This is a genomic window from Adlercreutzia aquisgranensis (assembly GCF_943193145.1).
GTDB classification, from domain to species: domain Bacteria; phylum Actinomycetota; class Coriobacteriia; order Coriobacteriales; family Eggerthellaceae; genus Xiamenia; species Xiamenia aquisgranensis.
This window is the reverse complement of the sequence record NZ_CALPDA010000001.1, coordinates 146,404-160,849: the sequence shown is the minus strand read 5'-3', so window position 1 is coordinate 160,849 and position 14,446 is coordinate 146,404. Positions and strand designations below refer to the sequence as shown.

The 14,446-nt window shown below is 61.4% G+C and carries 9 protein-coding genes; 2 read left to right on the top strand and 7 right to left on the bottom strand.

The features are described 5' to 3' along the window. Positions 1–178: 178 nt before the first annotated feature. Both NFR41_RS00570 and NFR41_RS00565 read left to right on the top strand, forming a co-directional pair. The gene (locus NFR41_RS00570) at positions 179–2,734 is read left to right on the top strand and encodes an oxidoreductase (RefSeq protein ID WP_251230265.1); all 2,556 of its coding nucleotides are present in this window, start codon (positions 179–181) and stop codon (positions 2,732–2,734) included. Between the two features lie 152 nt (positions 2,735–2,886). After that, complete coding sequence (locus NFR41_RS00565; RefSeq protein ID WP_251230264.1) at positions 2,887–4,302, top strand: helix-turn-helix domain-containing protein; 1,416 nt, start codon at positions 2,887–2,889, stop codon at positions 4,300–4,302. Between the two features lie 145 nt (positions 4,303–4,447). Here NFR41_RS00565 and NFR41_RS00560 read toward each other — a convergent pair whose 3' ends face one another. From NFR41_RS00560 to NFR41_RS00530, 7 genes are all read right to left on the bottom strand, one after another. Further along, positions 4,448–5,146, bottom strand: coding sequence for a TorD/DmsD family molecular chaperone (locus tag NFR41_RS00560; RefSeq protein WP_251230263.1), 699 nt, complete (start codon positions 5,144–5,146; stop codon positions 4,448–4,450). A gap of 61 nt (positions 5,147–5,207) precedes the next feature. Beyond that, on the bottom strand, positions 5,208–5,786 hold the full coding sequence (locus NFR41_RS00555) for a 4Fe-4S dicluster domain-containing protein (RefSeq protein ID WP_251230262.1): 579 nt from the start codon (positions 5,784–5,786) through the stop codon (positions 5,208–5,210). Positions 5,787–5,799: 13 nt separating this feature from the next. Continuing rightward, positions 5,800–8,604 (bottom strand): molybdopterin-dependent oxidoreductase, encoded by a 2,805-nt coding sequence (locus NFR41_RS00550; RefSeq protein WP_251230261.1) that lies wholly within the window; start codon positions 8,602–8,604, stop codon positions 5,800–5,802. Between the two features lie 170 nt (positions 8,605–8,774). Beyond that, positions 8,775–10,193: a helix-turn-helix transcriptional regulator gene (locus NFR41_RS00545; RefSeq protein ID WP_251230260.1), complete on the bottom strand. Its 1,419-nt coding sequence runs from the start codon at positions 10,191–10,193 to the stop codon at positions 8,775–8,777. A 335-nt stretch (positions 10,194–10,528) separates the two neighbouring features. Further along, on the bottom strand, positions 10,529–11,728 hold the full coding sequence (locus NFR41_RS00540; RefSeq protein ID WP_251230259.1) for an ATP-binding protein: 1,200 nt from the start codon (positions 11,726–11,728) through the stop codon (positions 10,529–10,531). Positions 11,729–12,266: 538 nt separating this feature from the next. Next, entirely contained in the window at positions 12,267–12,527 is a 261-nt protein-coding gene (locus tag NFR41_RS00535) for a hypothetical protein (protein ID WP_160213276.1), read from the bottom strand. Between the two features lie 211 nt (positions 12,528–12,738). Next, positions 12,739–14,259, bottom strand: a complete 1,521-nt coding sequence (locus NFR41_RS00530) for a radical SAM protein (RefSeq protein ID WP_251230258.1) — start codon at positions 14,257–14,259, stop codon at positions 12,739–12,741. Positions 14,260–14,446: the final 187 nt, after the last annotated feature.

The window sequence follows — 14,446 nt, the reverse complement described above, 5'->3', positions numbered from 1 at the left end:
CTTCCCTTGCATCACCAGTCATTTCCCCAGGCGACAAGGGGCTCGCATCGATAATGCGAGCCCCTGTTTTCGTTTTCAGCCGCATTATGCGATTCCCCGTTTCGCCGGTAGGGAATACCTTTCTTTCATGCCGTAGCACACGAGAGACGGCAAGCGAGAACCGGAGGAAGGGAGAACCATGGAAACGAACGAAACGCCGCTGAGCGCGTCGGCGAAGACCGGTGTGAGCCGCAGGGGATTCCTGGGCGGCATGGCAGCCACCGCCCTGGGGGCCGCTACGCTGGCGTCGCTGTCGGGCTGCGGGCAACAGGCTCCGGCCAGCTCCGCCAAGGGCGAAAAGGAAACCACCGCCCTGGCAAGCGGAAACGCCTCCTTCAAGGAGGGCACCTACACGAGCACGCAGCATACCCCCTACGCCACTGCCGAAGTGACCTGCACCTTCGACGGCACCGGGCTGGGAAGCGCCTCCTACACCGTGACGGCCACGTCCGAAAAGGACTACTTCCCGCTGTACGCCCCGGCGCTGGAAGAGCTCTGCGAAACCGTGGCGGCCGCCGGCAAGACCGCCGGCGTGGACGCGGTGAGCGGGGCCACGTTCTGCAGCAACGCCATCCTGGATGGCGTGGACGCCTGCACGCTGCAGGCGCTGGAAGTAACGGCGCCCCGGCCCGAGCAGCTGAACCCGCAGCAAGCAGGCTGGGACACCTTCGAAGGCACCTGCGACAAGGTGTTCTCGCCGATCAAGCTGGGCGCCATGGAGCTTCCCAACCGCGTGGTCAAGAGCGCCGGCAGCGGCGTGTGGGCCGACGCGAACAAGGACAAGCTGCCCGTGGCCAAGGAGCTCTACGGCACCATGGCGGAAAACGGCGTGGCCCTGAACCTGCTGGCCGGCGGCAACCTGAGCGGTTTCGGCATCCTGCCCGATTCCCTGGACAAGATCGACGGCACCTTGGACGAGGCCCTTGCCCGCGCAGCCGAGCTGACCGACGCCATCCATGCGGGCGGCGGCAAGGTGGGCTTCCAGATGTGCTTCGGCGGCCTGGCCCCCAGCGTGCCCGACGAGGTTATCAACGAGACCCCGGTGGAAGACCTGGACGCCTTCATCGACCGCGTGGGCACCTCGGCCGAACGCGCCAAGACCGCCGGCTTCGACTGCATCGAGATCAAGGGCGCCAGCGCCGACGCCCTGAACGGCTTCCTCACCCGCCGCGTGAACAAGCGCGAGGACGAGTACGGTCCGCAGTCCATCGAGAACCGCACCCGCCTGTTTAGCCGCATGATCCAGAAGATCAAGGAGGTCAACGGCGACGACTTCCCCGTGGGCGCGCTCATCAACGGCGTTGAGGAGAACGACTCCGAACTGGGCGACAACGAGCTGTTCATGACGCTTGACGAGGGCATCGAGATCGCAAAGGCCGTGGAAGCGGCCGGCGCTGACTGGATCCAGGTGCGCGTGGGCGCCAAGAGCGGCGAGATGAACATCTGGGCGCCGGACGTCCAGCATATCGCCCCTGGCGCCGACGGCCTCACCGGCTACGGCACCGTGTTCGATTACGCCTCGCACTTCGACGGCGTGGTGGACGGCAGCCGCTCCGGGTTCGCATCGTTTTTGCCCATGGTCAAGGCCATCAAGCAGCAGGTGAGCGTGCCTGTGGGTTGCGCCGCGTGCCTGGATTTGCGCCTGGGGCCCGACTACATCAACGACGCCATCGCCCAGGGCGACATCGACCTGGTGTTCATGAACCGTCCGCTCAACTGCGACCCCGAGCTGGTCTCCAAGATCCAGGAGGGCCGCCGCCAAGACGTACGCCCCTGCATGAAGTGCATGCACTGCCACGACAATATCGGCTCCAACAGGGCCGTGCCCTCCAGCTGCCGCATGAACGCATCCTCCTTCAACTCGCTCACCGACACCATGCCCGAGGGCATGGTGCCCACCCCAGCGCAGAAGGCGCGCAAGATCATGGTGGTCGGCGCAGGCCCGGCGGGCATGGAAGCAGCGCGCGTTGCGGCGGAGCGAGGCCACAGCGTCACCCTCTACGATTCCGAGATGTCCCTCGGCGGTCTCATCCCCTTCGCCAAGGGCGTGAAGGGCGGCCACGAGCGCTTCGACGACTACCTGACCTACATGGCCGCGCAGCTGGAGAAGAACGGCGTTGATGTCCAGCTGGGCACCACCGTGGACGCCGCCCTGGTCAAGGAGCAGGCGCCGGATGCCGTGGTGGTGGCCACAGGCGGCGTGCGCGAGAGCCGCTTCTCGGGCGCCAACGTCCTGGATCCCAAGGATGCGTTCTCCCCTGCCGCCACGGGCGACAAGGTGGCCGTGCTGGGCTCGGGCGTGCAGGCCATCGACTTCGCCGCGTTCCTGGTCTCCCAGGGCAAGAGCGTGGTCATCCTCAACGAGGGCGACGCCGCGGCGCTCGACAAGGGGCAGTCGGGCTGGTTCAAGTCCTACATGCTTCCCTACCTGCGCTCGAACGGCACCCAGATTCACAGCAACGTGCAGATCGCGTCCGTGGACGGCTCCGGCGTGGCGTTCAAGACCGCAGCCGGCCTGGACAAGACCGTCGCCTGCGACAGCGTGGTGGAGTTCTACGACATGCAGCCGAACACCGCTCTGGCCAACGAGCTTCAGAAGGCCGGCGTGGAAGTGTACACCGTCGGCGACGCCGCCGAACCGCACAACATCCAGCGCGCCGTCACCACGGGCAACCTTTGCGCCCGCGCCCTGTAAGCGCACTGCGCAAGCCCCTCCTCCGGCCCTGCAGCCCTTTCCAAGGGTTGCAGGGCCTTCTCGTTGCGGTGCACCCGAAAGCGCTTGAGAACCAGCTGGGGTATAATCGGAAGGGAAACCCTGTGGATACCGGATTAGCGGGAAGGTAGCTCATGACAACGAATCGGCCTGCGCTGAGCCCCCGCTTTCTGGTCTCCGAAACGTTCTTGCTGACCTGCTTTGCCATAGCCGCCTTCAAGCTGCCTTTCCATTCGGAGCTCTCGTGGCAGATCGTGCCTTCCGGCTCGGACGGCCTGGTCGAAATCCTCTCGCAAGCGTTCGTCATGATGCTGCTGGTCATTCTAGAGCGCTTGAGCCAAGGTTCCACCCGACAGGTGGTCGCCGTGCTTGCCATAGGGGTCGTCGCCCAGGCGACAGGTTCGGCGCTTCTGGCGTTTCCCCTAGAAAGCAGCCCGCTTCAGGCGTCGATCGCCTTCGGGCTGCGCGGAGCGGGAAGCGCGCCGTTCCTACTGGCCATCGGGTGGGTGCTGGGTTCTATGAAGCCTTCGTGCTCGGCACTGTGCATCGTGGGCGGTCAGCTGTTGGCCTACCTGGTTCCGCAGATAGGCAACGGACTTCCGTCCGCTGTCACCCCCTTCCTGCTCTGCCTGCTTCCCGTCATCGACGCGGCATGTCTCTTCTTCGTCATCCGCAAGCTCAGATCCAGCACCGACGCTCGCGAGGACGACGGTCCCGCGCAGTCAAGGGGAAGCATCATCGAATGCGTCTGCCTGCTAGTCATCTGCGCAACGTCGAAGGTGGCCCTCGCCTTGTTCACGCCCATCCCCCACAGCGAGGCCACCTCGCTGCGTCTGCTCATCAGCATAGTCATCTACCTGGGAATATTCCTGGCATACTTCACCTGGATATGCGTCTTGAAGCACCGCGACCCCGACCGCCTATGGCCTTTCCTCATGCTGATCGTGTTCGCCGGGCTGTTCGCCTGTTCGTCGCTTTCGGCGCTCGCTCCCGACTTCGCAAGCACGTTTCTGAGGGCCACGCAGAATACCATCATGCTCTTCTCCTGGGTGTTCCTGGCCAGCGCGATATACCAGCGGCGTCTGCCGGCAATCCCCGTCTTCTGCTTAGGCCAGCTCGCCATCTCGCAGATTCCCTACCTGATCACCTCGTTCATCACCGTCAACGGACTGCGGGTGGGCTTCGAGAACCAGGAGGTGCTGACCGTCATCACCACGTCGATCCTGGCGCTGGCGGTGATAGGCGGCACGTTCGCCGTCGTCATGCGGTCGAATGCGCCGAAGACTGCCGGCGATCAGACCCTGTCGCCCGACGAAACGCTCAAGGCCTCCGTGGACGCCCTCGCCCAAACCTATTCGCTTTCCGAGCGCGAGAGCGAAGTGGCGCTGCTGGTGGCCAAGGGCTACACCCTGACGGCCGTCGGCGAGATCCTGTTCATATCGCTCAACACCGTGCGCGTCCACTCCCGCAACCTGTACAAGAAGCTGGGCATCCACAACAAGAACGAGCTCCTAAGACTTCTAGACCAGCAGGGCGAACGGCAGGGTTAGGCGTGACAAGACGAATCGCCCGCAACATCCAGGTTGCCGGCGCATTTAGCAACCGCGGTGCGTCGCCTAAGCAGCCCTCGCGAACCACCGCAAAAAGGGCCGGCACTTCACGCCGACCCCCATTGCAACCCTATGCATCAAGCCGCTAGGCAGCCCCGTCGCTCAGGGCCAGCGCCTCCTGCACCTCGCCTATAACCTCTCGGTCAATCCGGAAGAAGCCGACGGCCGCGTTCGCGAAACTCTCGTAGAACGCTGACACCCGGGCGCCTGCCACGTCTTCCGCATAACGGGGAACCCAGTTGAGCAGATGCTCGTCGATAAACGATCGCTGCCCCGCGAGCGTGCGCCCAAGCTCGTCCCTGTTGCCGCAGGTAAAGGCGTCGAGCGACTTCGCCGCCATCCGAGCCATGAAGTCCATCATAAGGGCCAAATGATCGTCGGCCACCTTCTTGTACCCCACGGGCCGGAACCCGAACTCAGCATAGGCGTAACGAACCGCAAGGGTGCTCTCCTGGAAAAGCCGCCCCTCCTGCCCGACGTACATCGACTCCCACGGCGGCGCCGCCAGCTTGCCTGGACCGACGAACAAAACGGTATGCTCGCTCTTCAGCGCCGCCACCGCATCGTCGTCGGTGCCCAAACCGCTCACGACCGCTCCCAAACGGGCGAACGCATCCCCTTCGGATTCGGAGCACAGGGCCAGAAGGTTTAGGAAGGCAGGATCTTCCGCCAAGGAGACCAGGTCGGGGGCTGGGTCTGCGCCAAAAACCCTGTGGAGCAGACGATACCCGTATCCCCTTGCTGCAAAAAGGCTCTCTACGCCCTCGGAAACACTCTGGCCCATAATCAGTCCTTTCGTCGACTTGTCGTCGCGGACGCTTGCAGTTCCCGTACCCGATGCCGGCCTAGATGATGACGCTTCGGAACGCGTCCTCGAGCGCGCAATCCTTCGGCTTCACCAGTACGTTCTGGCCGGTGCCGCCATCGGGCATGCAGGGCAGTTCGGAAACCACCGCGCTGCCGTACTTGGACTTCAGCTCGTCCGTGTCCCCGAAGTCCAACGCCCTCATCGGGCATGCATCGACGCACACGGGGTTCTTCCCGGCCTGTCGGAACGCAATGCATGCGTCGCATTTCCGCACCTTCATATCGTCCTCGAAAAGCTTCGGCACGCCGTAAGGGCAGCTCTGCACGCAAGTCTGGCAACCGATGCACAGCTCGTCGTCGTGCTGAACAGTGCCGTCGGCCGTCTTGCGCATGGCCCCCGTCGGGCAGTTCGCCGTGCATGCCGGGCTCTCGCAGTGGTTGCACGTAGTGGCCATATGGAAGATGCCCGGATTCGGATAGGCGCCCGCCTCGAACGAGCTGACCGTCCGGAACGTGATGCCCGGCTCCATGATGCGGTTCTTGTCCTTGCAGGCGATCTGGCACGCACGGCAGCCGATGCAGCGCGTAGAGTCGAAATAGAATCCTAGATTTGCCATGGCTGCATCCTCCCTACACGCTCGGAATGAACGTCTTCTCGTAGTCGTACGGTATGGGCTCGCCCGTCCACTTCTCCACCTTCACCAAGCAAGTGTTATAGCCGGAGACCTGCGGGAAGTAGTTTGATACCACGGGACCGAGCAGGGTGTTCTCGCTGCCGCCCGTGTCGATGCCCGTCTCGGGGTCTATGTCGGTGCGAACACCGTGGGGGACGGCGATGGCTCCGGGCATGACCGATTCCATCAGGCTCACATGGCGCAGAATCTGGCCCCACTTGCTGGAAACAAGCACGGTATCGCCGGTCTTCAGCCCCAACGCCTCGCCGTCGGAAGCGTTCATGAACACCGGATTCTCAAAGGCCTCCTGCAGCCAGGGCAGGTTATCCAAGGTGGTATGGGAGCGGCGCAGGTAATGCGGCGTGTACATCTGGAACGGGTACTCGCCGCGTTCCTTGGCCGACCAGTCGGTAAAGCTCTCCTCGTAGCCCTCCTTGGGAACGATGTAGTTCGGGTAGGGCTTGATGGGCTCGGGATTGATACCGATGGAGTTGATGCCATCGGCCTTCGTCTGGCAGTAGATCTCGAACTTGCCGCTCTTAGAAGGACGCGGGTACTTCTCGGGATCCTCGATGAAGTCCTTGTAGCCGATCCAGCGCTTGTCGTCGGTCATCTCGACCTGGTAGACACCTTGGGCCCGAATCTCGTCGAAGCCGATAACGCCCTCTTGCGGCTCGCCGACAACGTCGCCGAACTTGTCGATGTCCTCCTGCGTGATGGTGACCAGCGGCTTCCACTCCTCGGTATAGCCGGACATATCGAAATCCTCGCCTGCAGCCTTCGCCTTGGCGGCCGCCGTAAGCAGAGCACTCGAATCCTGGCTGTACATCAGCTTGCCGCCAGCGAAATACTTGGCACCAGCGATCATGTTGAAGTAGTTCTGCTTCTCGCTCACGGGGGATAGGGCGGCCCTATCGAGCCCCAAACGATCAGCCAGCTGGTCGGCAATCCATTGATCAGACTTCGCCTCGTAAAGTCCCTCTTCGAGAACCGGCGAAGTGATGACCTGGCTTTCGCGGTTGATCCAGCCCGGCGACGACGTATCGGGAGTATAGCCCTCCCACTTCGTAGTCACAGGCAGCACGATATCCGAGTACTGGCAGCTAGACGAGAGCTTGTAATCGTTTGCCCAAGCAAACTCCACCTTCCGGTACGCGCGGATGCCGTCGTTGACGTTCATCTTGGACTGCAGGAAGTTGTTTGCCCCAGAGATAATCGCCTTGATGTCGATATCGCGCTCCTCCTTGGGAGCCCATCCGTTAACCGCAGAGCCACTTGTGCCACAATAGGTGTAATGACCGTCCACGATGGCCTTCCACGTCTCGCCACCAGGGATGACCTCGGTAATCGGATTGGGAACGAAGGCGCTCGTAGCCGATCCCAGCTTCACCAGCTGCGGGCCGGCGTTTCCCGCCTCGTAGTGGTACATCGCCCCGGTCGCATGACCGGACTTGCCCATATGACCGCCCATGGCGCCAATGGTGAGGAACAGCTGGGACAGGTTCTCGGTACCGTTGGAGCGGGCCGCGGCATAGCTATGAAGCAGCATGACCTTGTGCTGCTTGCCAACGGTTTCCGCAAGCCATTCGATGTCTTCCACCGGGGTGCCGCAGATCTCGGTAGCCCATTCGGGAGTCTTGGGCACGCCGTCGTAGACGCCCAGCACGTAGTCCTTGAAGTTCTCGTCCAGCACAGCGCCTTCGGGCATGGACTTCGCGTCAAAGCCCACGCAGTACGTGTGCAGGAAGTCCCAGTCGATGAGCTGCTTCTGCTCGTCCTGCTCGAGCATGACATAGGCAACGGCAAGCAGCATCGCCGTATCGGTTGCAGGGCGTACAGGAATCCAGCGCGCATCGAGCATGCTCGCCGTGATGTTGCGCGAGGGCCCCACGTACACGAACTTCGTACCCGCCTCCTTCGCCCGCGCGAAGTGGTAGCTCGGACTGCCGCCCGATGCCCAGCTGGGATTGCCGCCCAGCATGACGATGGTCTCTGCGTTCGGAAGGTCGAAGCGGTCGTTGGCCCCTTCGATGTCGGGGTTCGAATTGTAGAAGGGGGTACCGTACGCGCTGCAGCACATCTTCCAGTTCCCGTACGACTCGACCGTATCGGCATACACGTATCCGCCAAGCGTGTTCAGAATGTTGCTGTACGGCCCGTAGGCGTACGTGCTGAAGTACACCGACCGCGCACCGTAAGTCCCGTAGATACGCTGCAGCTCGGATGCGATCATGTCCAGCGCCTCTTCCCAGCTGATACGCTCCCATTCGTCGACGCCGCGCAGCTCGCCGTTGACGTTCACGCCGCCAGGCTCCCAGTTCTTGCGCTTCATAGGGTACTTCAGTCGGTCGGCACCGAAGCACTGCTGCTGCTGAGAGCGTCCGCGCGGACAGGCGCGGTTCTGGAAATGCCCTTGCCCCTCCTCGTCGGCATAAATGTCGTCGGTCTTCTGGCGAAGGACGACACCGTCCTTGACAAGCGCCTTGTTGCTGCAACGGCCGCCGCAGTTATGCCAGCAGGCAACCGGAATCCAGGTTCCCTCCGCGTCGGGATCGGGAAGGTCGGTCCACAGGTCCACCTCCTCAAGCGTATTCTCCGGTCGAGCCGACGCCTCCACCGTCTCCTCCTGCGGCTCCTGGTTGCCGGAAGAGCAACCGACGGCCGAAGCGGTCACGGCACCGGCCGCAGCCACGGCTGCCCCCTTCAGGAACACGCGCCGATCGAAGTTTGCCCCGCTCACTTTCTCGAGCATACTCGACATACTTCTCCTCCTTCTCGCCTCTACTCGCGCTGCGCACCATGCGCCCGCGTCGGACATCAACAATAGGAAAGCGGAAGGGATTATTCATCGATAAAAGTGATGCGATTCGCAGAAAAGGGGCTCTCTATCAATTTGATAGAGAGCCCCTACCAGGCAAAACTTGGAAAGCCCTACAGCTGGTCGACCGTCTTGACGTCAGCGTCCTCTATCAGAGCCATAAGCTCGCCGTTCGAATGAACACCCAGCTTCTCGTAGATCTGGTGCACATGGCTGCGCACCGTGCCGGGCGACAAGACGAGCTCTTTGGCGATGGCCTGCACGCGCTTCCCGCGACCGAGCATGCAAAGCACTTCCTTCTGGCGAGGGGTAAGTCTATGTTCTTCAGCCAACTGCACGCATGCAACGTAGACGCCCTTGGGGTCGTCGTAAGACCCCTTGCCAGGGCCTCCCACAGGAAAAAGCGTGTGCTTGTTGAAGAAAAAGGCACCCGCAATGATGAAGAACGAGGCAGCCAAGAACAACACGGGTAGGAGAGCTTGAGGACTCACCAGCACAATGTAGGCGTGCAGGGCGAATCCGGCGGCCAGCCCAACGCTATCGGCCACCAGCGCAAAGGAAAGCAGCGTCACCAAAGCGAAACGCACCTGGTATCGCGCAATCACGACGTAGAAAACGAACATCGAAGACAGGAACAGCACGTAAGCAACGAAAAAGACCAGAGCGGAGGCCATGGCGAAGGCGGACGAAACCAGCTGCAGCATCAACCCCAGGGCGCCTATCACCACGGCGAATTTGCCGCATTGCAAGATATCGGCAACCTTGGTGTTGCGCTGCACGTAAACCGCGAACAACGCGAGGGTGATTATGGACAACGCAGGCATCATCGTATTCAGGACGGCCGCCTGGCCTTCGTCGAAACCGCGCGCGCTCACACCCACCAAAACCCCGAATGCGGCCATGATGGACGCCACGCGCACGACAGACATGGCAAGCGCCTTGTTGCCTATCAGGTCGTTCTTTCGAGCCTCGCCCCTTCCCTGTCGTCTTGCCGCGTAAACATACAACGGTATCGACAGCAACGCAAACGACGTTTCCACGGCGCCGAAACCGATCTCGCTCACGCGATGCACCGCTACGCAAACAAGGTAGAACGCCAACCCGAGAGATATGGAGCTCACAATCCCGAAACGCGCCTCCCGAAGCGACCGAGGCTCCAACAACTCGAAAAAGAGGTTCAGACACACCCCGTTACCAAGACCGTACATCACGCAGGGCGCCACCATGACCGCATCTGGCAAGGGGAAGAAGGTTGGAGCGAAAAAGCAGATCGCGGTTCCCGCAGAAAGCAGAAAAGCGGCGACAGCGTAGAACCATGCAGAGCCGACCATCCGAGGCAAACGGCGCCTCGCACCCAGCATCAGAACCGAGGCCGCAGCCGTGGCACCTAAGGTGACGATTCTCGACGGCGTCTGAGCGAACAGCACGCCGGTCTCACCGGGAAAGAGAATGGTGACGATCCAGTAGTACCAGAGAAGCCCGAAGCCTGCCAAGTACCAAGGCCGTCCGCCCAGCGAGGTGCCACCTGCCACAGAACCCCCCTAACCATCGCCCACAACGCCCTATGCCAACCTGCGTATTCCGCAACGGGTTCCAGCGCCAAGCCCACGGCCGCAACCGTACGCCAGCCGGCGCGAAAATCGAGCATGCCGCCCGCATCCAAAACCCGCAGAGAGAAAGCCTCCGCGCTACATCACTCTAGCGCAAAGCCGCCTCGCTGCCCTGCGAAGGCGCCCGTTTACCGCATAAAATCAGGTGGAGCTGGTCAGACATCGCGCATCTGCCTCCAGGACCTGTACAAGAAGCTGGGTATCCACAACAAGAACGAGCTTTTAAGGCTTCTAGACCAGCAGGGCGAACGGCAGGGCTAGGACAGCAGGGACAAAAGATCCTTGGCGGACAGAAAATCCTCCAGGGCGCAAGAGCCGCTACCAGCCCCGCCGACGACAAGGCGAACAGCCTGAGGGTATTCCGCAAGAAATGATCGCATACCGCCGAGCGGCTTCATGCGTCCGCTCTTCACCTCAACTGCCACAACGCAATCTGGGCTATGAACGACGAAATCGACCTCCTTGGTGCCCTCGCGCCACCACGAAACCTGGAAACCGCATCTCGGGGCCAAAGCGAGCAGATGGGCTCCCACGGCGCTTTCTACCAGGTGGCCGCGCATCTCAGTATCGCCCAGCACCATCGACTTCTCGCGAGCGACTACGGCGGTCATAAGCGAGGTGTCGTACACCATGAACCGGGGCGACGACTTCCTCCGCCGAACCGCCTTCGGGTGGTACTTCTCCAAACCGCAGAGCATGCCCGCCTTGTCCAGAAGGTCAAGGTAATGAGCGAGCGTGGTGGTATTGCCCGACTCGTCCAACTGCCCGAGAATCTTGGTATAGGAAAGCTCTTGCGACGAAAAGCGCACGCCAAGCTCGAAAAGCGCCTTCATGAGGGCAGGCTTGCGCACGTCCTCTTCTTCCAGAACGTCCTTCGCGATGGTGGGCTCGATGATGGACTCCCTCAGATAGCTGCGCCAACGCGGCGGGTCTTCGACAAAGCGCGCGGCACCGGGGAACCCACCGAAATACAGGAAGTCATCCAAGCCGAAACCGAAGGCTTCGGCGCATTCCCGGTAGCCCCAATGGGGGGAGTGAATAAGCTCGAAGCGCCCCTTGAGCGAATCCTCGAGCCCCTTGCGCAGCAGAAGGCTCGACGAGCCCGAGAGAACCACTTTGACCGTAGTGCGCCCGCGCTGGTCGGCATCCCAAAGACCTTTGACGACGGTCGGCCATGCAGGCACCTTCTGAACCTCGTCGAGGACCAGGACAACCGGCTGGCCGGTAGCCCGAGCAAGATTTCGGGCCTGCTGCCATTCCTGCCGAAGCCATTCCTGCGACGGCGAAACAATATCGTCGGCACTCGCCGAATGACTGAGAACTGGAAGTCTGTCAAGGGCCTGGGCGATCATGGTGCTTTTTCCCGTTTGCCGAGGCCCCACCACCACCTGCATAAGCGGGTTATCCACCTCTGCCATGCGCGTCTTGATGACGGAGACCTGCGATCGCTCGAACATCGGCATCCCCTTCCCTATATCTATTGAGTAATTTTAATCATTATATTGAGTAAAATTACTCAATAGCAAGTAGAAACAGCCAAAGGAAGCCGAGCATCCACAACAAGAACGAGCTCCTAAGGCTGCTGGACCAGCAAGGCGAACGGCAGGGCTAAGCGCGGCGGTATGACAAAGTCGCTTACTAACAACCGGAGGACCTTGGCACGAAGACACATCCTACAGCTCGCGCAGCCGCTCAGGCCACTCGCACCGATGGAAGAGAGCGCATCGTTTCGACGGCCGCCCTACAAGCAGGCCGCAACAGCTTTCCGGATGAAATCCGACCGGTTCTTGGTCTGCCGGTCTATAGCCTCGACCATCGACTGAGGCAGTGTGACGGTTACAGCGCGCAGTGGCTCATCGGTCAAACGCGGCCGCCCGATCACTATCTCGCCTCGAGGCTCTCCGGGAAAGACCCCCCGAGAGGCATCCTCTTCCCATGCATCGAGCTGCTCATCGGTCACACCGAATCTCGCAAGAGTATCGTGTCCCATTATCCTCACCTCCACTTAAGGCCAAGCTCGCGCAGGGCGTTGTGCGTCGGCGGCGTCATAGCGTGGTAGATGAGCACGCCGAAAGGCCTCTCGACCGCTACAAGCTGAATGAGCCTCCCCGTGAAACCCCACCCAACCGCAAGAATCTGTCCTTCGTCGGGCGAACCCCGGTGAACAAGACGAACGAAATGATCCCATGCAAACCGAATCTCTTCCTCGTCCAGCCCGTGCTTGAATGCGTGCTCATCAACAACTACGCTTGCCACATTGCTCACACCCTTTTATATGATGAAATTATATGATAAAAAATTTCCCAGTTAAACCGTTCTTCCCTATTGAAAGCAAATTGACATAACGAACTTATATACTATTTATTATATCATAGTATATGAACGTTTGTTCTCTAAATATATGCATTCTGCCAAGCGCACCTACCAGTGCCTGGCCGTCGTTTCGTCCTGAGGCGGCGGGGGCCCGCTACTCCCCGAAGATCAGGGTGCGCTCTTCGCCGGTGAGGGCTGCTCGGGCCTGGTCGCGCAGGTTGTTCACGCCGATGAAGAACTGGCGCATCATGACCACCATGAGGTAGCGGCCCTTCGCGGTAAGGGTGAGCTCTTCGTCGTTGTTGGTGGCGAAGGCCCCGTTTAGCGCCATGAAGGCCATCTCCGCAGGTAGGCCAGCTTCCACGCTACAGCCGAAATCCCGCTTGAACTGCTGCTTGTCAAGGCGCAGGCCGAACAGCTGCATCATGAAGCGGTAGCGCATCTGCTGGTGCTTCGAGAACTTCGTCTTGCCCATGAGCGACATGCGGCCGCTCTCGATGGCGGCGTTGTAGTCGCGCACCGAAAACGTGTTCACGAACAGCTCGTTGCCCAGATACGTGATGCCGCCGCTGCCGATGGCCGGGTACTCCTCGTAATCCACCACGTACTCGTCGATCATGGCACGCGGCTCGTCGGCCGCGGGCGCCCCCGGCTCCACGAGCGTCACGACGACATCGCCCGAAGATGCGTCCGTTCGCCCAGCATCCTGGGTTTCTCCGGTGCCGCAGGTTCCCGGGGTTTCGGAGGCGTGGCGCACTTCGGTACGCGAGTCTCCGAAAGCACGGGGAGATGCGGTGCCGGAGGAAGCCACCCTCCTGTTGAAGGTCCAGGCGCTGCCGTGCTGGAACAGCCCGCGCTCGCCGTTGGGGCCTGCGGGCATATCGGGCGGCGTCACGCCGGAGATGGGCTGGGTCAGAAGCTCGCAGATGATCTCGTAGAAACGCTGCTCGCGGTCGTAGTCCACCTTGCCCACGGTGCGGGCCAGCGACCTCTCCACAGACGGCGACGCCATGAGCGGGTAGAACGTGGTCTGGCTGCACCCGGACTCGATGACGCGCTCGATGTCGCGGATGAGGATATCCTCGGTCTGGGCCGGGAAGTTGAAGATCATGTCGGCGTTCATGGACACGAAGTAGGGGCTGGCCTCCTGGATGCGCTCCATGATCTGCTGGCCGCAACCGTACTTTTCGTAGCGGTCCATCTGCTTGAGCAGCCCGTCGTCGAAAGACTGCACGCCGACGGAAAGCCGCTGCACCCGACCCTGCAGCTTGTCCAGGTAGCTGGGGATCAGGTGATTCGGGTTCGTTTCGGAAGACACCTCTTTGATGGAGAAGGTGTCGCGGGCCAAATCGATGGTCTCGCATAGCTCGTCCAGCAGAATGGTAGGCGTGCCGCCGCCGATGTAGACGCTGTCGAAGTCGTAGCCCAGGTCCTTCAGCATGAGCATTTCCTTGCGCATGTTGGCAAAGTAGGGGCGCGCCCGGTCCTCGGCGAAGGGGAAGCGATTGAAGCTGCAATAGGGGCACAAGCGCTCGCAGAAGGGCACGTGCATGTACAGCATGTAGCGCTGGCCGGGCACGGGACCGGGGATGCGGTCCTGGCCGGTAGGCCTCAGCTTCAGGTACTGGCCGGTGCACCCGCGCACCACCGTGGAAAGCAACCGTTCTGCCAACATGAAAGAGCTCCTTGCTCGACCTCGCTGCGCCGCATCGGCGATTCTTCGTAGGCCCCGATTATAGCGTGCAAGCCGAAAGGCGCCGGCGTATAACGGCAACCGGCGAACCCCGTCCACAACACCAGCAAAGCAACCGCCCGCCCGGCCGAAACCGAAGTTCAGGATTCCCCGCGATACCGCTTTGCAA

What these genes read in the sequence shown, in the direction of transcription:
- NFR41_RS00570 (WP_251230265.1), top strand. Translation starts at nt 179, where the DNA reads ATGGAAACGAACGAAACGCCGCTGAGCGCGTCGGCGAAGACCGGTGTG.
- NFR41_RS00565 (WP_251230264.1), top strand. Translation starts at nt 2,887, where the DNA reads ATGACAACGAATCGGCCTGCGCTGAGCCCCCGCTTTCTGGTCTCCGAA.
- NFR41_RS00560 (WP_251230263.1), bottom strand. Translation starts at nt 5,146, where the DNA reads ATGGGCCAGAGTGTTTCCGAGGGCGTAGAGAGCCTTTTTGCAGCAAGG.
- NFR41_RS00555 (WP_251230262.1), bottom strand. Translation starts at nt 5,786, where the DNA reads ATGGCAAATCTAGGATTCTATTTCGACTCTACGCGCTGCATCGGCTGC.
- NFR41_RS00550 (WP_251230261.1), bottom strand. Translation starts at nt 8,604, where the DNA reads ATGTCGAGTATGCTCGAGAAAGTGAGCGGGGCAAACTTCGATCGGCGC.
- NFR41_RS00540 (WP_251230259.1), bottom strand. Translation starts at nt 11,728, where the DNA reads ATGTTCGAGCGATCGCAGGTCTCCGTCATCAAGACGCGCATGGCAGAG.
- NFR41_RS00530 (WP_251230258.1), bottom strand. Translation starts at nt 14,259, where the DNA reads ATGTTGGCAGAACGGTTGCTTTCCACGGTGGTGCGCGGGTGCACCGGC.